Origin of the sequence: Micromonospora sp. NPDC051141, from assembly GCF_044455765.1 — a bacterium.
Taxonomy (GTDB): domain Bacteria; phylum Actinomycetota; class Actinomycetes; order Mycobacteriales; family Micromonosporaceae; genus Micromonospora.
Window position 1 is genome coordinate 276,012 of the sequence record NZ_JBITFD010000006.1, and the last position, 23,467, is coordinate 299,478.

At 70.5% G+C, this 23,467-nt stretch carries 21 protein-coding genes; 12 read left to right on the forward strand and 9 right to left on the reverse strand.

Features of this window, described 5'->3' with window-relative positions; genetic code table 11:
• Positions 1-22: 22 nt before the first annotated feature.
• From ACIA6B_RS14615 to ACIA6B_RS14650, 8 genes are read left to right on the forward strand one after another with little or no spacing between them, the layout of a single operon-like run.
• Positions 23-886 (forward strand): HIT family protein, encoded by an 864-nt coding sequence (locus ACIA6B_RS14615; protein WP_396773528.1) that lies wholly within the window; start codon positions 23-25, stop codon positions 884-886.
• Entirely contained in the window at positions 883-2,061 is a 1,179-nt protein-coding gene (locus tag ACIA6B_RS14620) for a hypothetical protein (RefSeq protein ID WP_396773530.1), read from the forward strand. Before ACIA6B_RS14615 ends, ACIA6B_RS14620 begins: the two co-directional genes overlap by 4 nt.
• Positions 2,058-3,149, forward strand: coding sequence for an AfsA-related hotdog domain-containing protein (locus ACIA6B_RS14625; RefSeq protein WP_396773531.1), 1,092 nt, complete (start codon positions 2,058-2,060; stop codon positions 3,147-3,149). The genes ACIA6B_RS14620 and ACIA6B_RS14625 overlap by 4 nt, the downstream gene beginning before the upstream one ends.
• Positions 3,149-4,174, forward strand: coding sequence for a beta-ketoacyl-ACP synthase III (locus tag ACIA6B_RS14630; RefSeq protein ID WP_396773533.1), 1,026 nt, complete (start codon positions 3,149-3,151; stop codon positions 4,172-4,174). The genes ACIA6B_RS14625 and ACIA6B_RS14630 overlap by 1 nt, the downstream gene beginning before the upstream one ends.
• A 13-nt stretch (positions 4,175-4,187) precedes the next feature.
• A complete protein-coding gene (locus tag ACIA6B_RS14635; RefSeq protein WP_396773534.1) occupies positions 4,188-4,427 on the forward strand; it encodes an acyl carrier protein in 240 nt (79 codons plus the stop codon).
• Positions 4,427-5,662: a beta-ketoacyl-[acyl-carrier-protein] synthase family protein gene (locus ACIA6B_RS14640; RefSeq protein ID WP_396773536.1), complete on the forward strand. Its 1,236-nt coding sequence runs from the start codon at positions 4,427-4,429 to the stop codon at positions 5,660-5,662. Before ACIA6B_RS14635 ends, ACIA6B_RS14640 begins: the two co-directional genes overlap by 1 nt.
• Positions 5,663-5,715: 53 nt before the next feature.
• A complete protein-coding gene (locus tag ACIA6B_RS14645; protein WP_396773537.1) occupies positions 5,716-6,420 on the forward strand; it encodes an HAD family hydrolase in 705 nt (234 codons plus the stop codon).
• 4 nt (positions 6,421-6,424) lie between these two features.
• Complete coding sequence (locus tag ACIA6B_RS14650; RefSeq protein ID WP_396773539.1) at positions 6,425-7,438, forward strand: aldo/keto reductase; 1,014 nt, start codon at positions 6,425-6,427, stop codon at positions 7,436-7,438.
• A 154-nt stretch (positions 7,439-7,592) separates the two neighbouring features.
• On the opposite strand, the gene ACIA6B_RS14655 is transcribed toward ACIA6B_RS14650, so the two are convergent.
• Positions 7,593-8,174: a CGNR zinc finger domain-containing protein gene (locus ACIA6B_RS14655; protein WP_396773541.1), complete on the reverse strand. Its 582-nt coding sequence runs from the start codon at positions 8,172-8,174 to the stop codon at positions 7,593-7,595.
• A gap of 136 nt (positions 8,175-8,310) precedes the next feature.
• Here ACIA6B_RS14655 and ACIA6B_RS14660 point away from each other — a divergent pair, with 136 nt between their 5' ends.
• Positions 8,311-9,324, forward strand: a complete 1,014-nt coding sequence (locus ACIA6B_RS14660) for a LacI family DNA-binding transcriptional regulator (RefSeq protein WP_396773543.1) — start codon at positions 8,311-8,313, stop codon at positions 9,322-9,324.
• 201 nt (positions 9,325-9,525) lie between these two features.
• Here ACIA6B_RS14660 and ACIA6B_RS14665 read toward each other — a convergent pair whose 3' ends face one another.
• Entirely contained in the window at positions 9,526-11,568 is a 2,043-nt protein-coding gene (locus tag ACIA6B_RS14665; protein WP_396773544.1) for a glycosyltransferase family 2 protein, read from the reverse strand.
• A gap of 769 nt (positions 11,569-12,337) precedes the next feature.
• On the opposite strand from ACIA6B_RS14665, the gene ACIA6B_RS14670 reads away from it, so the two are divergent.
• Positions 12,338-12,991, forward strand: a complete 654-nt coding sequence (locus ACIA6B_RS14670; RefSeq protein WP_396773546.1) for a LuxR C-terminal-related transcriptional regulator — start codon at positions 12,338-12,340, stop codon at positions 12,989-12,991.
• On the opposite strand, the gene ACIA6B_RS14675 is transcribed toward ACIA6B_RS14670, so the two are convergent.
• Genes ACIA6B_RS14675 through glf form a run of 3 tightly spaced genes read right to left on the reverse strand, consistent with a single transcriptional unit; the run spans position 12,934 to position 16,380 of the window.
• Entirely contained in the window at positions 12,934-14,256 is a 1,323-nt protein-coding gene (locus ACIA6B_RS14675) for an MFS transporter (RefSeq protein WP_396773548.1), read from the reverse strand. The two genes, ACIA6B_RS14670 and ACIA6B_RS14675, sit on opposite strands and share 58 nt — an antisense overlap.
• A complete protein-coding gene (locus ACIA6B_RS14680) occupies positions 14,253-15,167 on the reverse strand; it encodes a glycosyltransferase family 2 protein (RefSeq protein ID WP_396773550.1) in 915 nt (304 codons plus the stop codon). The genes ACIA6B_RS14675 and ACIA6B_RS14680 overlap by 4 nt, the downstream gene beginning before the upstream one ends.
• Positions 15,168-15,213: 46 nt before the next feature.
• Positions 15,214-16,380 carry a UDP-galactopyranose mutase gene (gene glf / locus ACIA6B_RS14685; RefSeq protein ID WP_396773552.1) on the reverse strand — a complete coding sequence of 389 codons (1,167 nt, stop codon included), beginning with the start codon at positions 16,378-16,380 and terminating at the stop codon, positions 15,214-15,216.
• A gap of 438 nt (positions 16,381-16,818) precedes the next feature.
• On the opposite strand from glf, the gene ACIA6B_RS14690 reads away from it, so the two are divergent.
• On the forward strand, positions 16,819-18,021 hold the full coding sequence (locus tag ACIA6B_RS14690) for a GNAT family N-acetyltransferase (protein ID WP_396773554.1): 1,203 nt from the start codon (positions 16,819-16,821) through the stop codon (positions 18,019-18,021).
• A gap of 154 nt (positions 18,022-18,175) precedes the next feature.
• Entirely contained in the window at positions 18,176-18,442 is a 267-nt protein-coding gene (locus ACIA6B_RS14695) for a hypothetical protein (protein WP_396773556.1), read from the forward strand.
• 88 nt (positions 18,443-18,530) lie between these two features.
• On the opposite strand, the gene ACIA6B_RS14700 is transcribed toward ACIA6B_RS14695, so the two are convergent.
• The 4 genes from ACIA6B_RS14700 to lysX form a co-directional block, all read right to left on the reverse strand.
• Entirely contained in the window at positions 18,531-20,012 is a 1,482-nt protein-coding gene (locus tag ACIA6B_RS14700; protein WP_396773558.1) for a pyridoxal phosphate-dependent decarboxylase family protein, read from the reverse strand.
• A gap of 108 nt (positions 20,013-20,120) precedes the next feature.
• Entirely contained in the window at positions 20,121-21,665 is a 1,545-nt protein-coding gene (locus ACIA6B_RS14705; protein WP_396773560.1) for an alpha-N-arabinofuranosidase, read from the reverse strand.
• 174 nt (positions 21,666-21,839) lie between these two features.
• Entirely contained in the window at positions 21,840-22,565 is a 726-nt protein-coding gene (locus tag ACIA6B_RS14710; RefSeq protein WP_396773561.1) for a hypothetical protein, read from the reverse strand.
• A complete protein-coding gene (gene lysX / locus ACIA6B_RS14715) occupies positions 22,562-23,443 on the reverse strand; it encodes a lysine biosynthesis protein LysX (protein WP_396773562.1) in 882 nt (293 codons plus the stop codon). The genes ACIA6B_RS14710 and lysX overlap by 4 nt, the downstream gene beginning before the upstream one ends.
• Positions 23,444-23,467: the final 24 nt, after the last annotated feature.

Consider the following 23,467-nt stretch of genomic DNA (forward strand, 5'->3'; position numbering starts at 1 on the left):
CGACCGAATGAAGAGGACCCACATGGACACACCGGACTTCACCGCGGCCGACCTGTCCCGCCTGGCGTTGTCCGCGCGGTTGCAGGCCCTGTCCGAGGCGCTGCGCCTGGCGGTCGCCGCCCCCGACGGGGAGGAGCCGCTGGCCCCGAGGCTGTGGAGCCTGCTCGGCGCCGAGGTCCCGGAGCTGCACGACGCGATCGTCGGCTACCTGCGCGACACCGGCGGATCCTGGCGGGACGTGGCCGACCTGAGCGGCCTGACCGACGAGCAGGCCCGGGAACGCTGGGCCGACGCCGCGACCCCGCACCTCACCGATCCGGCCGCGACCGCAGCCGAACTCGACGCCTGGTACAGCCGGCACGCCCAGCTGGAGCCGCTGGCCCGGGTCCGCGACCCGTTCACCCGGCTGCTCAGCGGGCGCACGCCCGAGGAACGCCAGTGCCTCGTCTGCGCCAAGTACGCCGGCCTGCCGGTGCCCGCCTGGGCCGGCTTCCCGGTGCCGCCCGGCGGGCACCTCGTGGACGACGGCGTCTGGCGGGTGGGCCACGGGCCCACGCCGTACTGGCCGGTCGGCACCCTGCTCATCGAGTCCCACCGGCACTTCCTCGACTACGCCGACTTCACCGACGAGGAGGCGGCCGGCATCGGCGCGCTGGTCCGGCGGTTCACCGGCCCGCTCAAGGAGGTGACCGGGGCGCCGCGGATCCACATCTTCTCCTGCATGGAGGGCACCGAACACTTCCACCTGTGGCTGGTGCCCCGCACCGTCGGCGGCGTGGCCGGCCGTACCTTCATCGCGGACCCGGGCTACTGCACGCCGGTGGAGGCCGAGGAGGTGATCGGTCGCCTCCGGACGGCGCTGGCGGAGTCGGCGGCGGTCCGATGACCCACCCGCTCCCGCCCGGCGCCGGATCGCGGATCCTGCTGGCGCCGGTCACGGTCAGCCCCACCAAGCCGTTGACGCCGACCCACCTGAAGTACCTGCTCTCCCTGGACGTGATCGTCCGGGTCAGCGCGGTCCTCGCCGACGTGACCGTCGCCTACCGGCACGGGGCGTACGCGGGCAGCCAGCAGGTGGCGGGGTTCTGGGACCACCTCGACCGGCACCACCCCGCGACGGCGTACGCCGGACTGGACGAGGTGGAGATCGGCGAGCTGTACGTCGCGTACCACCGGACCCCGCGGTTGCCGTTCGCCGCGATCGAACCGACGGTCCGGCGGGCCGAGGCCGGTTGGCTCCACCCGGCCAGCGCCCGGCTCCTGGACATCTGGCGGGGCCACTACGAGCTGCTGGGGATGTTCGACCCGGACCTCGGCCGGCACGGGCCCGAGCTGATGGCCGAGGCGGACCTGCTGGACCTGCTCGTCCGCCGGAACCTCTGCATCGACGGCCGGCCGGTGGGCGCTCCGGTGTACCTGGACGCGACCGCGGCGGGCCACCCGCTGCGGGTCGTCCTCGCCGCGGACGGACAACCCAACTACCTGCTCTATCTGCTCCGGGAGCTGGTGCCGCTGCTGGCCGACCACGACCTGGTGGTGCTGGCCCACGACGAGCAGCTGCGCGCCGACTACCAGACGGTGGGCCACGTCCTCACCGCGCTCGGCGCCCGGGTGGTCCGGTTCGAGGTGCCCCGGGTGCCGATCGACGGCGTCACCACGTCCACCCGTTTCGGCGGCTGGCAGGGGTACACCCTGGACGCCATCGCCGACCGGTTCGTCGACGACCACGGCGTCGACGCGTTCCGGCTCGGCCTGCGGCTGTACCTGATCGCCGGCCTCGGGCGCACCGCCCGGGAGAGCTACTCCGCGCACCAACTCAGCCGGTGGATCCGGCGCGCCCGGCGACTGCTCGACGTGCACGCCGGTGCGGGCGACCACGACGCCGGGGAGCGGTTCCCGGCCGAGCTGTGGGGCACGCTTGTCGCCGGGCGCGGCTACGCGGACCCGTACCGGGTGGCCACCATGCTGATGAGCCGGCAACCCACCGTGCCGGTGGGCGCGCTGCTGGACGTGGTGACCGGCCCGGCCCGCAGCCGGGCGACCGTGGGCGGTGCGCGGTGACCGGGACCGCCGGGGCGACCGCCGCCGGCGAGCGGGAGCTGCGGGCCGCCGCGGAGTCGCTGGACTTCGCGCGTACCGTCGACCGGTCCGTGGTGCACCGGCGGAACCTGACCGAGGTGTTCCTGACCGACGTCCGACCGGTCGGCCCGCACGGTTTCGTCGCCGCCGCGCTGCTGCCGGCCGTCCACCCGCACTACACCGGGCACACCGGGGCGGCCAACCGGCGGCTCGATCCGCTGCTGCTCGTCGAGTGCTGCCGGCAGGCCGAGACGTACGCCGCCCACGTGCTCTTCGACGTCGAGCCGCACGCGGCCTTCGTGCTGCGGGGCTGGTCCGCCGAGCTGTTGCGGCCCGGGTTCGCGGCGGTGGTCCGGGACGCGACGCCCGGCCCGACCGAGCTGCGGATGACGGTGACCACAGGTGTCCCCCGTCGGGTGGGGGGCCGGGTGCGGGGGCTGGACTACGAGTTCACCCTCCGGGTCGCCGGTCACCGGATCGGCGTGGTGCGCCTGGCGGTCGGCTACCTGGCCCCGCAGGCGTACACAATGGTCCGGTCCCGGGGGCGCGGCGGCCCGCCGCCGACGTCGTCCCGGCTGGGCCCGGCGGCCGACGCCGGCGGACTGACGGCGCCGGACCGCGTCGGCCGTCGCCGCGCCACCGACACCGTGCTGCTCGACGTGCGGACCGCCGCGCGGGCGGTCACCGCCGGCCTGCGGGTGCCGGTGGAGAACATCAGCTTCTTCGACCACGACCACGACCACGTGCCGGGGATGGTGCTCCTGGAGGCCGCGCGGCAGGTGGCCACGGTGGCCACGGCGCACTGGGGTGGCGGCGCCCCGCACCGCACCGTGATGTCCCGGATGACCGCGTCGTTCGCGGCCTACGCGGAACTCGACCAGCCGGTGACGCTGACAGCGGTACCGGCGGACGCGGCCGGGCCGGCGACGGAACCGGACCGGGCCGGCGGGTCGCCCCGACCGGTCGACGTGACGTTCCACCAGGGCGGCGCCGAGATCGCGCGGATGGGCCTCACCGTGGCGCCCGACGCCGACGGCACCTCGACCACGGACCGGGAGCGGGTGGCCTGATGGGGCGAGCGGCGGTGGTCGCCGGGCTGGGCGGCTGGGTGCCCCCGAGGGTCGTCACCAACGGGGAGCTCGCGGCGCGACTGGACGTCGACGAGGACTGGATCGTCACCCGTACCGGCGTCCGGCAACGCCACGTCATCGCGCCCGGCGAGGCCACCAGCGACCTCGCGGTAGAGGCGGGCCGCCGGGCCCTGGCGTCGGCCGGCGCCACCGGCGCCGACGTGGTCGTGGTCGCGACCAGCACCCCGGACCGGCCCTGCCCGGCGACCGCACCCGAGGTGGCCAGTCGACTCGGCCTGGGCGGCGTACCGGCGTTCGACGTCGCGGCGGTCTGCGCGGGGTTCGTCTACGCCCTGGCGACCGGGGCGGGCCTGATCGCCGCCGGCACCGCGTCGAGTGTGCTGGTCATCGGCGCGGACACGTTCTCCACCATCCTCGACCCGGACGACCGGACGACCCGGGCCGTCTTCGGGGACGGGGCGGGCGCGGTGCTGCTGCGCGGCGGCACCGCCGACGAGCCGGGCGCCCTGCACGGGTTGAGCCTGGGCAGCGACGGCAGCCGCAGCGACCTCATCGAGGTACGCGCGGGAGGATCGCGCCAACGGTCCACCGGGCTGCCGGTCAAGCCGGAGGACACCTACTTCGAGATGCAGGGGCGGGCGGCCTTCGCCGAGGCGGTACGCCACATGTCGGCCTCGATCGAACGGACCACCGCACTCGGCGGCTGGGCGACGGCCGACGTCGACCGGTTCGTGCTGCACCAGGCCAACCTGCGGATCATCGCCGCCGTCGCCACCCGGCTCGGGCGGTCGGTCGACCGGTTCGTCACCAACATCGACCGGGTGGGCAACACGGTGGCCGCGTCCATCCCCCTGGCCCTGGCCGACGGTGTCGCGGCCGGCGCGGTACGCCCCGGGCACCGGGTGGTGCTCGCCAGCTTCGGGGGCGGACTCACCTGGGGGTCGGTGGCGCTCGTCTGGCCGCAGTGCCGGGCGGTGCCACCTCACGGAACTGACCACAGCTAGCGGGAGCACACGGATGAAGGCAATCGAAGACCGGATCATCGACGTTCTGGCGACCCAGTTGAAGCTGGTGCCGGACGGCATCGAGGCGGACATGACGTTCGAGTCGCTCGACATCGACTCGCTGGTGATCGTGGAACTCGGGCTGTTGCTCGACGGCGTGTTCGACATCGCCATCGACGACGGCGAACTCACCAACGAGATGACCATCCGGGACGCGGCGCGGCTGGTCGAGACCAAACAGGCGGTCGCCTGATGGCCGAGCACCCGGACGCCTTCGGCGTGGCGGTCACCGGGCTCGGCCTGGTGACGCCGGCCGGCATCGGCGTGGCGGCGAACTGGGAGCGGATCCGGTCGGGTCTGAGCTGCGCGCGGGCCGACGACACCCTCCGTGGCACGCCGACCGCCCTGAGCTGCCGGGTGCCCGGATTCGCGCCGGAGGCCGCGCTCGGCGGCTTCGCGGCCTGGCAGCTGGAACGGTTCGCGCAGCTGGCGATCGTGGCCGCCCGGGCCGCCGCCGAGGACGCCGGCTGGCAGCCCGGCGGTTGGGACGGCGCCCGGGTCGGCGTGGTCCTCGGCAACTCGCTCGGCGGGGCCGCCGCGCTGGAGCGGCAGCACACCGCGCTGACCGCGGGCGGGCCACGGAGGGTGTCCCCCTTCCTGATTCCGATGTACATGGTCAACATGGCCGCCGGGTACGTCGCGCTGGACCTGGACGCCCGCGGTCCCAGCCTGGTCACCGCCACCGCCTGCGCGTCGGGGACGACGGCGGTCGGCGTGGCGCGGGACCTGCTCCGCGCCGGGGCCTGCGACATCGTGCTCGCCGGCGGCACCGAGTCGGCACTGACCCCGCTGGTCGTCGCCGGGCTCGCCCGGATGGGCGCGCTGTCGCGGCGGGCGGACGCGCCGGCCGAGGCGTCCCGGCCGTTCGACGCCGACCGGGACGGGTTCGTGGTCGCGGAGGGCGCGGGCGTGCTCGTCCTGGAACGGATCGAGGACGCCCGCGCCCGGGGCGCCCGGCCCCGGGCGGTGGTGCGCGGCTACGGGTCCGCGACCGACGCCCACCACGCCACCGCGCCGGATCCGCGGGGACGCGGGATCGAGCAGGCGTTGCGGGCCGCGCTGGCCGACGCCGGGCTCGGCCCCACCGACGTCGACCACGTCAACGCCCACGGCACCTCGACCCCCCTCAACGACGTCACCGAGGGCCGGATGCTGCACCGGGTGCTGGGTGACCGGCCGCTGGTGACCTCCACCAAGGGGGTGACCGGACACACCCTGGCGGCGGCCGGCGCGATCGAGGCCGGGTACACCGCGCTCGCCATCGCACACGGCAGCGTGCCACCCACCGCGAACCTCGGCCGGCTGGATCCGGAACTCGACATCGACGTGGTCAGCGGCGCGCCGCGACCGGCCCGGATCGACGTGGCGGTGAGCACGTCGCTGGGCTTCGGCGGGCACAACGCCGCACTCGTGCTGACCGCGGCGTGACCGCCGCCCGACCGCACCACCCCGACCCATCGGACCGACCGTCTGGAGAAGAAGTGAGCAAACTGGACAAGATCCGCCTCGTCGCGCTCGACAGCGACGGAGTGGTGCTGAACGACACCTACAGCCCGGTGATCGAGAGCTTCGTGACCATGCACGGCGGGTCGTACACCGCCCACGTCGAACGGCACGTCTGGGGTTCGCCGCAACTGGCCGCCGGCCAGAACATGGCCCTGGCCTGCAAGCTGCCCTGGACGGCGAAGGAGACCATCGCGGCGTTCTTCGCGCACCGGGAGGAGTACCTGAGGACGCACCCGGTCGAGGTGACCGAGGGCGCCGAGGAGCTGCTCGCCACGCTGCGGGAGGTCGACGTGCGGGTGGTGTGCTACGGCGGCCGGAACCGCGAGTACACGTTCGACAGGTACCTCGGCCACCTCGCCGGCTACTTCGACGCGGAGATCCCGTACGTCGACGTGAACGACGTCCGGCCCGGCACCAAGGAGATCGTCCGGGACATCTTCGGCTACGAGTTCGACGAGGTCGTCTTCGTCGACGACATCAACCGGGTGGCCGAGGTCACCAGGGCGCTGGGCGCCGGCTTCATCGGCGTGCCGGCCAGCATGCCGCACAACTTCCAGCGGGAGGAGATGGTGGCCACCGGGGTGCGACACCTGGTCGACGACATCCGGAAGATCGACGTCGACCTGCTCCGCACCGTCGACCAGGAACTCGCCGCCGGCACGCACTGGTCGGGCCGATGACCCGATGACGGCACGGACGCTGCGGCCGGTCGCCCTGGGCGCCGCCGGCCCGCCGGTCGGCGCCCAGGGACTCGGTTGCATGGGCATGAGCGAGTTCTACGGCCCGAGCGACGTCGAGGAGTCGCGGCGGACCCTCGACCGGGCGCTGGAGTTCGGGGTGACGCTCTTCGACACCGCCGACGCGTACGGGTACGGCCGGAACGAGGAGCTGCTCGGGCCGTTCGTCCGGGCCAACCGGGACCGGGTCGTCATCGCCACCAAGTTCGGCCTGGTCCGGAGCGTGGACGATCCTCGGCACCGGGGCATCGACAACTCGCCCGGGTATCTCCGCCGCGCCGTGGAGGCGAGCCTGCGCCGTCTCGGTGTCGACGTCATCGACCTCTACCACGTGCACCGGGTCGCCCCGGCGACGCCGGTCGAGGAGACCGTCGGCGCCCTGGCCGAGCTGGTCGCCCAGGGCAAGGTCCGGCACCTGGGGCTCTCCGAGGTCACCGGGGCACAGCTCCGGGCCGCGCACGCGGTGCACCCGATCGCCGCCGTGCAGTCGGAATGGTCGATCTTCTCCCGGGACGTGGAGACGACGGTCGTCCCGACGGCGGCGGAACTCGGCGTGGCGCTGGTGCCGTACGCGCCGCTGGGCCGCGGCTTCCTGGCCGGCGCCGTCACCGGTGTCGACCGGCTCGCCGCGGACGACTCCCGTCGGCACATGCCCCGCTTCACCGGTGAGCGGGCCCGGCACAACGCCGCGCTGCTCAGCCCGGTCCACCGGATCGCCGCCGCCCGCTGCGTCACGGCGGCACAGGTCGCGTTGGCCTGGGTGCACCAGCGGGCGGCCGTGCACGGCCTGCCGGTGGTGCCGATCCCCGGGACCCGGAACCCGGTCCGGCTCGCGGAGAACGTGGCCGCGGCCGGTCTCGTGCTCACCGGGGCGGAACTGGCCGAGCTGGAGCCGATCGCCGCCCGGGTGGCCGGTTCCCGGGACGCCGGGCTGACCATGGCGGCGGTCCGCCGGGACTGACCCTTGGCAAGCCCGGCCGGCGACGGTCCGCGCTGAGCCGATCATCCGCGAGCGCGGCACGCGCGTCGTGGCGCGGGGTGATGAACGGGGCACGCCGCCGTCGCGCGCGCACCTGTCGCATCCGATCCGCTCGGCTGCGGACCGCCGTCGCCGGTCAGTCGTCCCGGTCGGTCCCGTCCGTAGCCGAGCGACGGTTTCGACGTACCGCATGGGCGCGACGCATCTTGACGTAGTTGCCGCAGCCCGCCATGGAGCACCAGCGGCGCGCCTGATTGCGCGACGCGTCGTAGTAGGCCCATCGACAGGTGTCCCGGTGGCATACCTTGAGCCGAATCCAGGCCCCGTCCTCGGCGCACTCTCGGATCGCCTCCACGAGCCCGGCCAGCGCGATGTCGAGCGGTCGGTTCCCGGCCGCGCGTAGACGCGGACCACCGTCCGCGAACGTGAGCCGTACCGGCACGGCGGCCAGGTTGTCGTCGAGGCGCCTCAAGGCGGCCCGGTCCGTGGCATGCCCGCCGTGACCGAGCAACACCTCGCGCAGTCCTTCCCGGAATGCCACGGCCGTCCTCAGATCAGCCGGCCGCAAGCACACGCCGGCCGACAGCAGACCGTGTTCGCACAGCCAGTCGCTCAGCGCCTCGGGCCCGGTGAGGCGCTCCTGGTCGACCTGCGGTTCATACGTGTTCACGAAGTCGCGCAGAAGCAGAGCCGAGGACGACACCTGGCCATTACTCACCGTAGCCCCCTTCACGTGCCCACCAGCGTAACGCCTTGACTGGTGGTTATCTATCTGCGAAGCTCCATTTGACACCATCGAACGGTCATCGCCGGTGTCACCGCCCATCTCCGTCGCTCGCAGGCAGGAGGACGCCGTGGCGGCCACGAGGCTCAAGGAAGTGGCAGCGTTCGCCCGGGTGTCCGTGAAGACCGTCTCCAACGTCATCAACGACTACCCGCACGTCAGCGCCGACGTCCGCCGGCGTGTCCAAGACGCCATCAAGGAACTCAACTACCGGCCCAACCTGGCGGCCCGGGCGCTCCGCAGTGGCCGCACCGGGCTGGTCGCGCTACTCGCACGTGACCTCGACACGACGTGCCTGCCCGGGCTGACCGGCCACGTCATCCGCGCCGCGAGCGCCCACGGACTCCGCGTCGCGGTCAATCCGTTCGGTCCGGGAACGCGGGCGACCATCCCGCCCGGTTACGCCGACGTCTCACTGCGCGTCGACGCCGCCCTGGTGGACGCGGACCTGATCTCGCACGCCAGGCTGGCGACGAATCTCACCGCCGGCACACCGGTCGTCGTGCTCGGCGAAACCTCCCATGCCCACTACGACCATGTCCACCCGGACGCGGCGCAGGCGGCGCGGGACGCCGTCAACCACCTCGTGCACACGGGCCGGCGACACATCGCCGCGATCGGCGCCCGCTCCGACACCGACCGCCGGGCACCGCACCCCTACACCCTCGGCTATGAGCAGGCGGTTCACCGTGCCGGGCTGCGCCCGGCGATCGGGTTCCTCCAAACCACCACGGACACCCGCCACGAAGACGGCTACCGCGCCGCCCGGAACCTGTTCGCGCAGGAGCAGCGACCCGACGGCATCTTCTGCTATGACGACCGGATCGCCATCGGGGCCATCCGCGCCGCCATCGACATCGGCCTGAGAGTGCCGCAGGACGTCGCAGTCGTCGGCGTCGGTGACACCGAGGAGGGCCGCTACTCTCGTCCGACGCTGACCAGCGTCTGCGTCGATGTGGCATTCGTCGCCAGGGAGGCGCTCGACCTGATCGCCACCCGGCTCGGGTTCGGAGCCGGGCCTCCCGTCCGGCTCGTCGCACCGCACGCCGTGCTGCCCCGGGAGAGCACCGGCCCGACCGGCTGACCCCGGCACGGCGACGGCTGCGCGATTCGGAGCCACAAGCCCACAAGCCAGAAGCCGCTCGGCCGGGACCGAGACCGTTGCCGTCCGGGCACCCGCGATTCGCTCCGACCGGGTGGGTGGCCGGACGCGAGGACGACGGCTCGCGCACCGAGAGGCATGGCAGCCGGACGGCTGCCATACTTGCCGCGGGCTGCCCCGCCCTCAGTCGGGCGTGGGGCCGTTCCGGTGGCGGCGGATGACGTCACGGAAGTAGCCGATCAGTTCATCCAGGTGGCCTTCGAAGCTGAACTCCTGCCGGTGCCGTGTCATGTTGGCGGTCAGCTCCCGCATCCGCGGCCGGTCGCTCAACGTCCTGGCGAGCTCTGGCATGTCCCGGAAGGGCAGACCGACGTCGAGTCGTCGGGCGAGTTGCTCGATGGCGGTGACGGAACCGGCGCTCGCGTTGTCGTAGAGGATCCAGGGCAGACCGGCACAGGCGTACGTGGCCAGCCGACCTGGGTAGTTGAGGTCGCTCCAGGTGGCCGCCCGGAGGTCACCGCCGTTCGTGCTCACGAACGGATGCAGCCAACCGGCGTCGTACTGCGACAGCTCCGACACCCAACGGTCCGGCCCGATCGTCTCGTGGAGATGGACGTGCCCGGTCTCGACGCCCCTGGGGATGGTGCCGTAGGCGAGCCCGTGATTGATGTCGCCGTAGATGTGGACGTGGATGCCCGCCTTGACGATCTCCTGCCAATCGTCGAGACCCATCCAGCGCCCCGCGCAGACGGTGTGGATCAGCCCGTCGCGGTCGGACAGCTTCTCGCGGAACTCGTCGGTGAAGTAGGCGACCGGCGGTAGGTCGCCGTCCATGATGAGCGCGTCGAGGGCCACCTCGCCGACGGCCTGGCCGAGCCATCGCCGGCACTCGTCGTTGATGAAGACGCGGCCGGCGCTGGAACGGAGCAGACGAACCAGTCGCGGCCACATACCGTGCGTGTACGCGTAGCCCGGCCCTTCCTTGAAGTGGAGAACCAGCGGAGCGTCCAGTCCGGCGTCGAGCACCTGCTCGGCGAGGGGCAGAGCCTGCCAGTTCAGGCCCGCGTAGACGATGTCCGGTGCGAAGGCGCGGGCCTGCGTCAGCCAGTCGTCGTGATCCAGGTCGCGGATGGCACCCCACGGGAAGGGACCCGCCGACGTCCACACCTCCGGCTCCGGCAACCACAGTCCGGCGAGGTGGTGGCCGGCGTGCTCCAGGGACAGTATCCGCTCGGGATTGAAGCCCAGTTCACCGACGAACAGGATCCGTAGTGGGTCGGATCGCGCGTACGTGGCGGCAGGGACGTGGGTCCGCTGTAGCCGGGCGAGGCTCTCGGCACGGGCCCGCTCGTCGATCGGGAAGCCGCTGGCCGGCCGCCAGTTCAGGTATTGACCGGCGGGAATCTCGTAGTGGGCCCGGTACATGGAGAGCCCTCCGACCATCCGCATCTGGCCGTTCGGCGTGCCGCCGATGATGCGATGGCGCTGTTTCGGATGCTGCACCCACTGGCACGTCACCCTGCCGGCGTATCCGAACCGGGCCCCCTTGGCGAGCAGCGCCCGCCACTGGTCGGCCTCCAACGTGTCGGACACGACCGTCGTCCGCTCCGCCCACGGGCAGCCGCGATCATGGCCACGGCGGTGCATGACCTGCACCAGAGCCAGCATGTTCCCGCTCTTGAGGTGGTCGAGGTAGGAGGGGGGCTTCGGCGCGGCGAGCACCTCGGCCTCACGGCCGACCACGTCGTCGCCCTGCAAGGTGGCTGCGTGCAACCAACTCGGGTCGTCGTAGAAGATGGCGCCGATGCCCGTCTGCACCCCGCCGTACGCCAGGTACAGGTCCGGGTCGGCGTCCAGCATTCGGACCAACACGTCGAGGTGATCGACGAAATAGACATCATCCGAGGGCAGGTAGGCCAGGTACTCGCCGTGGGCCTGCTGTACGGCGAGGTTCAGACACGCGCCGAGCCCGAGGTTGTGGTCGTTGCGCAGGTAACGCACCCGCGCGTCGGCGAGATAGGGCTCAAGCAGCCTCGCCGTGCCGTCCGGCGAGGCATCGTCAATGACGATGAGCTCCCATTCTTCGAAGGTCTGGGCGAGAAGACTCTCCAGCGCCCGCAGGATGAACATCTCCTGCTTGAAGGTGGGCATCACGACGGAAACGCGTGGGCCACGATCCGGCACAGTGAACCCCCGGCAGCTGTCGACCGGCAACGCGAGGTCCACCGGAAATGGATAGTGTGGTGACACGCGAACACGTACGGCCGACCACGTTCGTGGGGCGTCGACACCTCGAGCGGACGGCGACGACGTGAACAGGCACCGCCTTTCGCCGTGACGGGTCGGGCGCTGTGCCGTCGTGGATTCTACCGGATTCGGATGTGCGGACGCAGCCATCGGATCTCCGGCGCCCGACCGCGGATGCCACAGCGGCTCGGTGGCCGCCGGCCGGGATGGGCCCTCGGGTCGTCTTTCGCTAAGTCTGACAAGGCACAGGCGGGTAGCGCTCACGGTGTGCGACTAGCAATCCTCACCCACCGTCGATCGACGACCCGCATGTCCCCGAGGTCAATTGCGCTTCGTGAAGCCAGGCCCGGATAAGCACCCTCCGTAACTATTGATCCGCCGCCTCGCCAGGGTTGCCGCAGTCCACGTCCTGCGGTATAACGTTGGAAACACCTAATTCGAGCGAGTCTGTCGGGGGCGATCGTGGCAGGTGTGTCAGGACATCATGTTGCTCCGGGCGACGTCCAGCTGCAAATCACCACCCTGGGTCCTTGCCGGCTCAGATTGCGTCGAGCTTGCCGACGCTTCCGTCGCATGCGCGCGTCGACGCCGAACTGACGAGATTCGGGGCGTCTCTCCCGCCCCGCAGGCCGTGGGCTCACCGATTTCGCCTCGAAGTTCCGAAGGCGTTCCACGCAAGTATCTGTTCCCTATTAGTTTTCTACGCGGGCCGGCATGATTCGTCAGTGAACAGCAAAACGGGGGTGTCATGACCATCAGCGTCATTGTTTGCGCGGAGCGCGCAGTCGTTCGTGAGGGACTGCGCACAATGCTGGCCGAATCATCACGGGTATCGGTGTCAGGAATCGCGGCGGATCTGCACAGCGGCATGAATTCCTGGGTGGCCACGGGATCGGATCTCGTGATCGCCGATCTGGCGTTGGGATGCGGCGAGATGGTCGAGGCGATTCGCCCGCTGCGCACCGATGACACGACTCGCCTACCGATCATCGTCGTGTGTCACGACAAGCACCCGGCAACCACGAGCGCTCTGCTCGAATCGGGAGTGAGCGGGGTGATCGCGGGCGATGCCGACTCCGAGGAGATCGTCCGCGCGGCGGAGGCGGGGGCAAAAGGGGATCTCTACCTGGCACCCAGCCTGGCGGGCGAACTCATCGACTGGCTCCGGGCCCAGACAAGCGGCGTCGACCGAAGTCTGCAGCCGTGGACGGAGAGTCTCACGCCTCGCGAGCGCGAGGTGCTGGTGGCCCTGGCCCACGGCAAGTCACTGGACGACACGGCGCGCTCCCTGTACATCAGCATGTCGACGGTGCGTACTCATATCTACCGGATCCGCCACAAGGTTCACGCGCGTGATCGCGCCGAACTCGTGTCGTTCGCCTTCCGCGCCGGAATAGTGTGATCAACGGCGCCGGCCCGCCGTCGGCCGAGCGCCACCATGATCGAGAAGGCCAGGACACCGCACGCGCCGCCCCACACCGACACGCCGTAGCCGGCGTTGCCGTTCCATCGGTCGACCGTGGCACCTGCCAGCAGGTGCCCGATCGCCGTTCCGGTGACCAGCGCCGACCCGGTCCAGGCCACCGCTTCGGTGAGCCGCTGCGGCGGTGTCATCGAGTTGGCGAGGGTGCCGGCCGTGATGATCGTCGGGGCGACCGCGAGCCCGGCGAGGAAGCCGACAGCCAGTCGATAGGTGGTGGTCTCGGTGAACATCATCAGAGCGACCGCGATGGTCAGCATGCCCAGGGCACCATGCAGCAGCCGTCCCGTCGACAGGCGCGCACCCAGTCGACCGACGACGATTCCCCCGACCATCGAGCCGATCGCGGCGAGCGCCAGGACGAGGCCGCCCGACTGTGGCCGGCCAGAGTCGATCGCCACGGCGATGGTCGCCACCTCGAAAGACCCCAGCCACACGCCGGCGAACAGGAACACCGGCAGGATCTCCGGTATCCGGGGCGGGACCAGGGTGCCTTCCCGCGCCCGTCGGTCCCCGCTCGCACGGGTCGCCGGCGGCTCCGTCCCGCGCTGAAGCGCCAGGGACACCGCGCTGATCGTCACCGTCACCGACGCGATCACCAACGGTGCTGCGGGGAGGAACAACGCCGCCAACGCGGTCGCCAGGGGGGCACCGCACGCGATGAGTCCGGCATCGATCGTCGACTCCATCGCGTAGGCGGTCCGGAGCGCCGGCGTCCCCCGCAGCAGCGCCGACCAGCGGACCCGGACCATCGACGGAACGGTCGGATTGGTGGCGCCGCCCACGGCACTCAGCGCGATCTGCAGGCCCACCGGCGCGTCGTGCAGGACCGCGACGACCAGGCAGAGCATGGCCGGCAGATGGACCGAGGACAGCCACAGCAGCAGGAGGCGCTGGCCGCGCCGGTCGGCGAGCTTGGACAACTGCGGCGCGAAGACGGCGCTCGCCAGCGCGTGCGCCCCGGTCAGTGCCGTGGCGACGGAGTAGGAACCGCCGCCCGCACTGACCAACAGGATGATGCCGAGGTACACCATGGCGATGTCGAGACGGGCCAGCATGCCCGTCGTGACCATGGCCACCGTCCCGGGTGACCGGAGGATCGCGACGTACGGACCGAGCGCGGTCCGGAACAGGCGGGACAACCACGCGCGCCCTGGTGCCTGGGCACCGGTCGGCAACGGGGTCACGCGTGCCCCTCCAGCAAACCACCCGGCTCATCGTCCCCCCGCGCACCGGGGAACACCGTCCGCGGGTTGGTGAACAAGCCCTCCCAGAAGCCGCGGCCCAGATGCCACACGAACAGGTCCTTGCGGCGCGCGTGTCTCGCCTGCGACCAGATCCCCGTCCAGAACCCACCCGCCGCACGTTCGCGACCCCGATCCGACGCCAACGTCCGGTTCTTCAGGATCCAGATCCGGTTGCGGACGTCGAAGCGCAGGCGTGGTCCGAGGTCCCGCCACTCTGCCTTGTCCGGGTGGACGACCACACTCGTCGTGCTGGCCAGGCCACCACCCAGTCGTTGCAGGCGGGAGGTGTACTCGGAGTCGTCCCACCAGATGAAGAAATCCGCGATCGGCAGGAAGGTCCGCCTCGCCACGTCCAGATTGATGAGGACGCCGACGAACGTCGAATGGGCTGCGGGATACGTGTCCGCCGGAGTCGGAAGGCCGCGGTTCTCCTGGGCGGGGATGCGGAGCGGGACGTGACTGGCGATAGGGTTCCCCTCCGGGCTGAGCACCGTCGAGGCGACGAATGCCGGCTTCCTCGTGGCATCGGCGTTCATGGCCCTCAGCAGGGGCGCGAGGGCATCGCGTCGCGGTTCGGCGTCGTCATCCATCAGCCATGCGAAGCGGTGGCCACGCTTCATCAACTCCTCGACGCCGAGGGAGAAGCCGCCTGCTCCACCCAGGTTCTTCCGGGACCGGAGCAGGGTCACCGACGGAAACTCGCGGCGTACCATCCGCACCGCGCCGTCGGTCGAGTTGTTGTCCACCACCAGGATCTCATCCAGTGGCTCGCTCTGGGCAAGTAGCGCCGACAGGCAGTTCCTGAGCAGTTCGCACCGGTTGTGCGAGACCACGAGCGCCGCAGCCGTCATGGCTTCTCCTGAACGGACGAGGGATCGACCGGCCATGCCGGAAGGTTCATCGTGTCGGCAGGGCGATGTGACCCGCCGGCGCGAACGTGCTCACCAGGTTGAGCGCCGAGGCGATCGCCATGTGCATGTCCAGATACTTGTAGGTCCCGAGCCGTCCGCCGAAGTGGACGCCGCGTTCGCGCTTCGCCCGCTCACGGTACGCGACCAGGGACCGTCGGTCGATCGAGGAGTTCACCGGGTAGTAGGGCTCATCAGCTCCACCGGCGAACCGCGAGTATTCCCGGGCTATCACGGTGCGGTCATCCGGGTGGTCGCGTTCGGGATGGAAATGCCGGAACTCGATGATCCTCGTGTAGGGCACCGTGAGGTCGGCGAAGTTCATCACGGACGTGCCCTGGTAGTCAGCCGTCGGGACCACCTCCTGCTCGAAGTCGAGCGTGCGCCAGCCGAGCGCACCCTCGACGTCGTCGAAGTAACGGTCGAGTGGTCCGGTGTAGACAATGGGAACGCGGCCCACCGTGTCGGACTTGCTGACCGGAGCGCCGGCATCCAGGAAGTCGTTGCCGAGCAGGATCTCGACCCGGTCGTTGTCTGCCATCCGCTCGAGCCATCGCGTGTACCCGTCCTTCGGCAGCCCTTCGTAGGTGTCGTTGAAGTAGCGGTTGTCGTAGTTGTACCGCACCGGAAGCCGGGCAATGACGTCTGCGGGCAGGTTCGTCGGGTCGGTCTCCCACTGCTTGGCGGTGTACCCGCGGATGAAGGCGTCGTAGAGCTGGCGCCCGATGAGGGCGATCGCCTTCTGCTCCAGGTTGGTCGAGCCGGCGATGTCATGCCCGTCGGTCTGCCGGCGGACCCAGTCCGCGGCCTCTGCCGGGGACATCGCGGATCGTGTGAACTGGTTGATCGTCGCCAGGTTGATCGGCATGGGATAGATCTCGTCCCCGTGTCTTGTGAACACGCGGTGCACGTAGTTGGTGAACGACGTGAACCGGTTGACGTAGTCCCACACCATCTCGTTGGAGGTGTGGAACAGGTGTGCCCCGTAGCGGTGCACCTCGATGCCCGTCTCGGGATCGAACTCACTGTAGGCGTTTCCGCCGATGTGATCCCGCGCCTCCAAGACGAGCACCCGCATGCCGAGTTGTGTGCTGCACCGCTCGGCGACAGTCAGGCCGAACAGTCCCGCCCCGACGACGACTAGGTCAACGTTCATTCGCGCTCCAGGTTCGTGGGCGATGCGAGCACCGTCACCGGTGGAACGGCGCCGGCGCGGACGCCCGTCGGCGCGGCAGGGCTGTGCCGTCGACTGCCGGCGTCGTCCTGGCGGACATCGACGCCCCTCGCGCCCGATCGCACGGCGCCGAGCCGGTCCGTCACTGGGACTTCGGCGTGGTCCCGGTAGGGTACGGCAGCCTGTCGCGCCATTTCGTCAGCCCTCGGTCCCGGAAACGGTGGCCGCCGTCAACAGCGCGATTAGCGGCGATGAAACGACTCGGTGAGGCAGTCGGCCGGCGGGTCATCTCCCGGATGGATGTCCTCGACGTGGTGGGAGAGGAACATGCCTGTAGACCGAACGGGGCGCTGTTCCTCCCGGAAGCGGTCGGAAGTGCCCGCGTCCACATGAGGTCCTGGCCGCTGAATCGAGACCGTGATGAAGATCGAGTACCGGGTCCTGACCGACACCCAGGAGATGGGCGAGGCATGCCAGGTCTTCTGGCGCGCGATGGTGGGTCTGCCACCGTTGGGCGACATCGATCCCGTACCGGGTTTGGAGCCGGGTCGGTTCATCGGAGCCTTCCACGACGGCCGTGTCGTCGGCTGCCTCGACTCCTACCGGAGTTGGTTGACGGTGCCCGGCGGTGCGCGGATCCCCAGCTCGGCGATGACCCACCTGGGTGTGCTGCCGACCCACACCCGTCAGGGGATCATGCGGGAACTGGCCGTCCGTCAGTTCACCGACTCCCTCCGACGCGGAGAGATCGTCGGCGCCATGTGCCCGGCAGAAGCTCATCTCCACGAGAAGTTCGGGTGGGCGCCGGCCACCAGCGCCGTCTCGGCTCGGCTGCACCGGTCGGGAGCCCGGCTCAGGGCGCCGGACCACGGCCGCCACGAGATTCGGCTGGTCGATCAGCCGGACGCCCGCAACGTGCTGTCCGCGATCTACGAGCCGATCCGGTGGAACGGCTCGATCAAGAGACCCGACGGATGGTGGCTGCTGCACCACCTGGCGCAGGCCGCCGAGCCGATCAAGCCGTACCGCGCCGTGCACGGCCGCCCCGGTGCGGAGGACGGCTTCGTCGACTACCGGCCCACCAACCCGGACGAGTGGATGCACGGCTACGAGCGGAGAATCGTCGTCGACGACTTCGTCGCCCTCTCCCGGGACGCTTACCACGGCCTGCTCCAGCATCTTCTGAGTCTCGACCTCGTCAACCTGATCGACTTCCACTCGTTGCCCGCGGACGACCCGCTCCCGGAGCTTTTCACGGACCGTCGCGTGGTGCGCGACGTCCAGTTGCGGGACGAACTGTGGATCCGCCTGCTGGACGTCGCGGCGGCGCTGAGCGCGCGGACCTTCCGTCCCACCGGCTCGGTGGTGCTCGAGGTCCTCGATCCGCTCTTCGACTTCAACAACGGTTGCTACGACGTCAGCGGCGACGGCGTGGTGCGGACCACCGCACCGCCAGGAATCAGGGTCGACGTGGCCGGCCTCGCGAGCGCGTACCTGGGCGGGACCAAGTGGTGGCAACTCGTCGCGTCGCGGCGTGCCGAGGAGCTGATCCCCGGGGCGGTCGAAGCCGCGGACGACCTGTTCGCGGTCGCGACCCTGCCCTACTGCGGCACGTCCTTCTAGCGCCCGAACGTTCCGCTGGGCCGGCGCCACCGCGGTCAAAGCCCCGGGGGTCGTCGCCACCGAACGGTGGCGGCCCGGGAGCCGGGCGCCCGACCGCCCAGACCGCTCTCCAGCGTACGGCCAATCGAACCCGAAACGATCGAAGGGTGTTGGGATGGGCTTCCGATTCTCGTTGATTCTCGGTCGGGCAGTGACCGACGAGGAGGTGACGGCGCTGCGCAACGCGGGATGCGGGCAGGCGGTGTTCCGCACCGACGCGCTTCCGATGGACGCGAGTGTCACCGTGGCCCGACTCGACTTCGACGACACCGTGGCGCCCTCGCTGTCAGCGGCGATCGAGGCGGGCCTCGAAGCTGTCGAACGGGTGCCGGACCTCACGGTGCCGGGTCTCCGCGTGTCGCAGCACCCCTGCACCGGCTGACGGCCGACGCCGGGCCCGAGCTGGCGCGGGACGCCGGCAGAAACCGGCGGCGGAGGAGGGTTCGATCGTCGAGACCGGGTCGTGCCGCTCAGTGAAAGGCTGAGGCCGGCACCTCGACCGACCCGATGCCCTGCTCCTGGACCCGCGCGCCGAACTCCCGAACGGCGTCGAGCAGCACCCGTATGTCGTCCAGGGTCGTGCCGTGGTGCAGCACACTGGCCCTCAGGACGAATCGGCCGTTGACGACGGTACTCGTCAGGAAGGCCCGGCCGTCGCTCTGCACGAGCACCTCGACCGCACGGTTGAGAGCGTCCAGGTCGGCGTCATCCCGGCTCCCGACGCCCACGTACCGGAAACACACGACAGCCAACTGCACCGGCACGGCCAGTTCCAGGTCCGGAGCGGCGTCGACCAGCTCTGCCATCTGCCGGGCCAGGCCCACGTGGCGGACGACGAGGTCCGTGACGCCGCCTCGGCCGGCGTGCGCCAGCGTCATCCAGAGCTTCAACGCCCGGAACCCGCGAGTCTGTTGGAAACCGTACTCCGCGTAGGAGGGTGGACCACCGATCCCCTTGCCCACCTCCACGAACAGGTACGGTGGGACCAGGCTGAACGTCCGGCGCAGCAGTTCCTTGTCGCGTACGAGCACGCAGCCGCACTCGACCGGGACCGACAGCCACTTGTGCGGGTCGACCGTCAGCGAGTCAGCGCGGGACAGACCGGCATAGGCGTCACGGAGGTCGGGATGCAGGCCTCCGAGCGCCCCGTACGCGCCATCGACGTGCAGCCACAGTCCGTGCCGGGCGCACACGTCGGCGACGGACTCGAAGGGATCGACCGCGCCGGTGCTGGTGGTGCCGGCGGTGGCCACGACACAGAAGGGCCGCATCCCCGCGGTCCGGTCCGCTGCCACCATCTGCGCCAGCCGTACGGGGTCGAGCCGGTGTCGCTCGTCGGTGGGGACCTGACGGATCGAGCGAGACCCGAGGCCCAACAGCTCGACGGCCTTGCGGACCGAGCTGTGCGCCTCATCGCTGGCATAGACCACGGGTCGACCGTCCGGGGCCCCACCCACCCCGTCGGCGCGGACGTCCCAGCCGTCCGTCTCGGCCAACCACTGCCTCGCCGCGGCGAGCCCGGTGAGCGTAGCCATGGAGCCACCGCTGACCAGGATTCCCATCGCCTCTGACGGATAGCCGACCAGCTCGGCGAGCCACCGCACCGCCGCAGACTCCAGGTACAGGGAGGCGATGTCACCGACGTCGCAACTGGGGCCCTGGGCCGCCGCCAGCAGTTCGGCGATGATGCCGATCGGTGCCGGTGGCGAGTTGACCCAACCGAAGAAGCGTTGGTGACCGTTGCCCATGGCGTACGGGAGGATGTTCTCGGCGAAGTCCTCGATGAGCGACGCCGGGGCGACGCCGTGTTCGGAAAGCACCTGATCGGTCAGGTGCCGTCGTTGCCGCGGAGACATCGGTCGGAAGACCGGCGTGTCGGGAAGGCCGGCCAGGTAGTCGGCGACCAGGTCGACCGAGACATGGGCCAGACGTCGGAACTCGTCGGGGTCCATGCCAGGAGCGAGCGGTTCCATCGTTCGCCTCCCGTGGCTGTCACCTGTGATCGGGGAATCGCCGGCCGTGCGGTGCCGGCTGGGCGGGAACATGGTCGGGCCGGCAGCTCACCGTGGGTCGACGGTGGCGAGCACGGCCGTGGGAACGAGGCGCAGCATCGTCCAGGAGACGGGAGGCAGTTGGGCCTCCAGCCGCCCGTCGACGATCTTGTGCGCATCGCTGTCGACCGGTACGCACCGGTTCGGCGCCGTCTCGGTGTTGGTGTTGGAGAGCGCCCCACCGCCGAGGGTCACGTGCGCTACGACGGACATCTCAGGCAGCGCGCCGAGCGTCGCCCGCAACGTGGCCGGCTGGTCCTGGCGGTTCACCACGAAGACCGCGACCTCGCCCCGCTCGGGTTCGCGGGTGGCCAGGACGTCGACCGCCGGAATGTCACCGTAGGTCGGCGAGTGCAGCGTGCCCACCCGCGGTTCGACGCGCAGCACGTCGCCACGGGCGTACCGCGCCATCTGCGCGAACGGGTGGAAGATCGTCTGACGCCACGCGGCGGTGCCCGGCTCGGCCCGGATCGGAGCGATCACGTTCACCAGCTCGGACAGGCAGGCGACCGTGACCCGGTCGCTGTGCCGCAGCAGGCTCATCAGCATGCCCGCGAACGCCACGGCGTCCTCGACGGTGTACGTGTCCTCGATCAGACGGGGTGCCACCTCCCACTCCAGGCTGCGGTCCGCGTAGTGATCGTCGATGTTGAAACGGCTCTCGTACCACAGGTTCCACTCGTCGAAGGCGACGTTCAGCTTCTTCTTCGACCGCTGTTTGGCGCCCACATGGTCGGACGTGGCGATCGCCGCCTCGATCAGGTTCTCCATCACCAGTCCCGAGGCGAGGTAACCGGCCTGGTCACCCTCGATCGGCTCGAAGTACGCGTGCACCGAGACGTAGTCCACATACTCGTAGGCGTGCTCCAGCACGGTGGCCTGCCAACTACCCATCGTCGGCAGGAACCGCCAGGCGCTGGCGCATGACACCACCTCGATGGAGGGGTCGATGCGTTTCATCGCCTTGGCCGTCTCGGCGGCGGCGAGCCCGTACTCGACCGCCGACTTCTGCGCGACCTGCCAGGGGCCGTCCTGTTCGTTGCCCAACGACCACAGCTTGATGCCGTACGGGTCCCGGGCGCCGTGGGCGATCCTCATGTCCGAGTACTTGGTACCGCCGGCGAAGTTGGTGTACTCGATGAGGTTGCAGGCGTCCGCGACGCCCCGCGTGCCGAGGTTCACCACCATCATCGGCTCGACGTCGGCACGTCGGGCCCAGGTCATGAACTCGTTGAGCCCGAACGTGTTGGGCTCAAGCTGTCGCCAGGCCAGCTCCAGGCGCGTCGGACGGGTCGCCACCGGTCCGACCCCGTCCTCCCACTCGTAGCTCGACACGAAGTTCCCCCCGGGATAGCGGGCCACCGTCACGCCGAGTTCCCGGGTCAGTTCGAGGACGTCGGCCCGCAGGCCCGTGCCGTCGGCCGTGGGGTGGCCCGGCTCGAAGACTCCGCCATAGACGCACCGGCCCATGTGCTCGACCAGGGTGCCGAAGATCCGGGGCGGCACAGGCGCGACGACGAAGCTCGGCTCCAGGGTGACGTCGCAGACGGTCATGACGGCTTCCTCCGGGGGTGCGGGCGAGCTGCTGGCCGTCCTGATTGTTTCCCGAGCCGTGCTCGCCGTCGTCCGTCCGACGATTACCGACGCTCCCCCGCCATGGCCACCCGAGCGTGCGTCGGTAAGCGAGCTGATGACACGTGGCCGCACGTGACCCTCACGTCGACGCTGTCAGATCCGTAGCCGCCGCCGGTCGAGATCTTCGTAGAAGGGCAGGTGATGCTCGTAGAAGATGCGCAGCAACGCGTCGGTGTCGATCGTCCGGGGATATCTGGCGTGGCCGCGTCGGACCGTCGAGCTGACGCTGACGTCGGTGTGCCACCGGGCGGACTGACTCCACTCCGGCCGCTCGCCCGGCTCCCAGCGCAGCAGGTCGGCCCGGAACGGCAGGTCCACCGCGGCGCAGTACGCCCGCACCGTGCGCTCGGGCCGATCGACGAAGTCGTCCGAGTGCAGGACCACCGGGTCGCCTCCGGCCTCGCGCACCGCCCGGTGGATGCGGTACAGGTACTCGATGCCGACCTCGTGCACGGCCATGTCCGCCTTGAGGGCGGCGAAGGAGGGGATGATCTCCCGCGGGTCCCGCAGCAGGAATGTGTGCCGTGCGTGCCGGAGAAAGTCGCGGCGTTCGAAGATGCAGTCGTACCGGCAGTCCGTGGTGTCCTTGAAGAACACCGTCCGCTCGCCGGAGAGGGTGAGCAGCGCATCGACGAGGTCGTCCGCCGAGGAGACCACCCGGTCACCGACCCGGGTGCTGCCGTCGTTCGAGATGTTGCAGAACGGCTCGTGCAGGGACAGCACATCCGGGTGCTCCAGCATCATCCGGAAGAACGCGGTGGAGCGCGAACGCGGTGCGCTCCAGAGCGCGAGCAGGCGGGGCGGGTCTCCGGTCGTCACGCCCGTGCGGCCGCTTCCGCCGCCTCCAGCTCGGCCACCGCCCAGTCGACGATGAAGCCGGCGACGTCCGCGCCGGTGGCGTCGATCGCGCCGTGGAACTCGGGTGTGTGGTTGACCTCGTTGGCGTACAGCCGGTCCTGCTTGTCGACAAGGAGGTCGACGCCGAGGAAGCCGCCCCCGACCGCGTGCGCCGTCGCGACGGCGAGCGCGCTCAGTTCGGCGGTGACCGGGCACGGGGTCGCCGCGCCGCCGATGGCGGTGTTCGTTCTCCAGTCGTCGACCGCGTTCTTGTAGATGGCGCAGACCACGCGGTCTCCGGCGACGTACACCTTGATGTCCCGGCCGGGCTTGTCGATGTGTTCCTGAAGATAGAACACGTGCTGCTGCGGGCCCGGCAGGGCTGCTCGGTGCTCGATGATGGCGCGGCCCTGTTCCCGGTCGTGGACGCGCACGGTCAGGTGCCCCCAGGATCCCGTCACCGGCTTCGCGACGACCGGGAACCCGATCTCGGACATGGCGTCCAGCGCCGACGCGGCGCCCCATGCGACCGCCGCCTCGGGGACGGGCAGCCCCGCGCCGCGCAGCGCCAGCGTGGTGCGGAGCTTGTCCCCGCAGACGTCGAGCACCGCCGGCCGGTTGAGGGTGGGGACGCCGAGGGCGTGCAGGGTGGCCGCGACGGAGACGGCACGGCTGTGGCTCACCTCCCGCATCAACGCGGCTCGATAGGGAGGCCGGTCGCCCTTGAGCAGCACGGTGAGCTTGCGTGGATCGACGTGCTCGTGGCGCACCCCACGTCGCTCCAGCGCTTGGAGGATGAGGCGCTCCTCGAGGCGGACCCGGGAGGCGATCATGGCTATCGGCAGGTTCCTTCTGTCCACTTCGGTCCCTTCGGGAGGCTCACG

Excerpts from the sequence above, each read along its gene's own strand:
- ACIA6B_RS14670 (WP_396773546.1), top strand. The coding sequence starts at position 12,338 with ATGACCATCAGCGTCATTGTTTGCGCGGAGCGCGCAGTCGTTCGTGAG.
- ACIA6B_RS14705 (WP_396773560.1), bottom strand. The coding sequence starts at position 21,665 with ATGACCGTCTGCGACGTCACCCTGGAGCCGAGCTTCGTCGTCGCGCCT.
- ACIA6B_RS14640 (WP_396773536.1), top strand. The coding sequence starts at position 4,427 with ATGGCCGAGCACCCGGACGCCTTCGGCGTGGCGGTCACCGGGCTCGGC.
- ACIA6B_RS14700 (WP_396773558.1), bottom strand. The coding sequence starts at position 20,012 with ATGGACCCCGACGAGTTCCGACGTCTGGCCCATGTCTCGGTCGACCTG.
- ACIA6B_RS14695 (WP_396773556.1), top strand. The coding sequence starts at position 18,176 with ATGGGCTTCCGATTCTCGTTGATTCTCGGTCGGGCAGTGACCGACGAG.
- ACIA6B_RS14680 (WP_396773550.1), bottom strand. The coding sequence starts at position 15,167 with ATGACGGCTGCGGCGCTCGTGGTCTCGCACAACCGGTGCGAACTGCTC.
- glf (WP_396773552.1), bottom strand. The coding sequence starts at position 16,380 with ATGAACGTTGACCTAGTCGTCGTCGGGGCGGGACTGTTCGGCCTGACT.
- ACIA6B_RS14690 (WP_396773554.1), top strand. The coding sequence starts at position 16,819 with ATGAAGATCGAGTACCGGGTCCTGACCGACACCCAGGAGATGGGCGAG.
- ACIA6B_RS14635 (WP_396773534.1), top strand. The coding sequence starts at position 4,188 with ATGAAGGCAATCGAAGACCGGATCATCGACGTTCTGGCGACCCAGTTG.
- ACIA6B_RS14650 (WP_396773539.1), top strand. The coding sequence starts at position 6,425 with ATGACGGCACGGACGCTGCGGCCGGTCGCCCTGGGCGCCGCCGGCCCG.
- ACIA6B_RS14620 (WP_396773530.1), top strand. The coding sequence starts at position 883 with ATGACCCACCCGCTCCCGCCCGGCGCCGGATCGCGGATCCTGCTGGCG.
- ACIA6B_RS14630 (WP_396773533.1), top strand. The coding sequence starts at position 3,149 with ATGGGGCGAGCGGCGGTGGTCGCCGGGCTGGGCGGCTGGGTGCCCCCG.
- ACIA6B_RS14615 (WP_396773528.1), top strand. The coding sequence starts at position 23 with ATGGACACACCGGACTTCACCGCGGCCGACCTGTCCCGCCTGGCGTTG.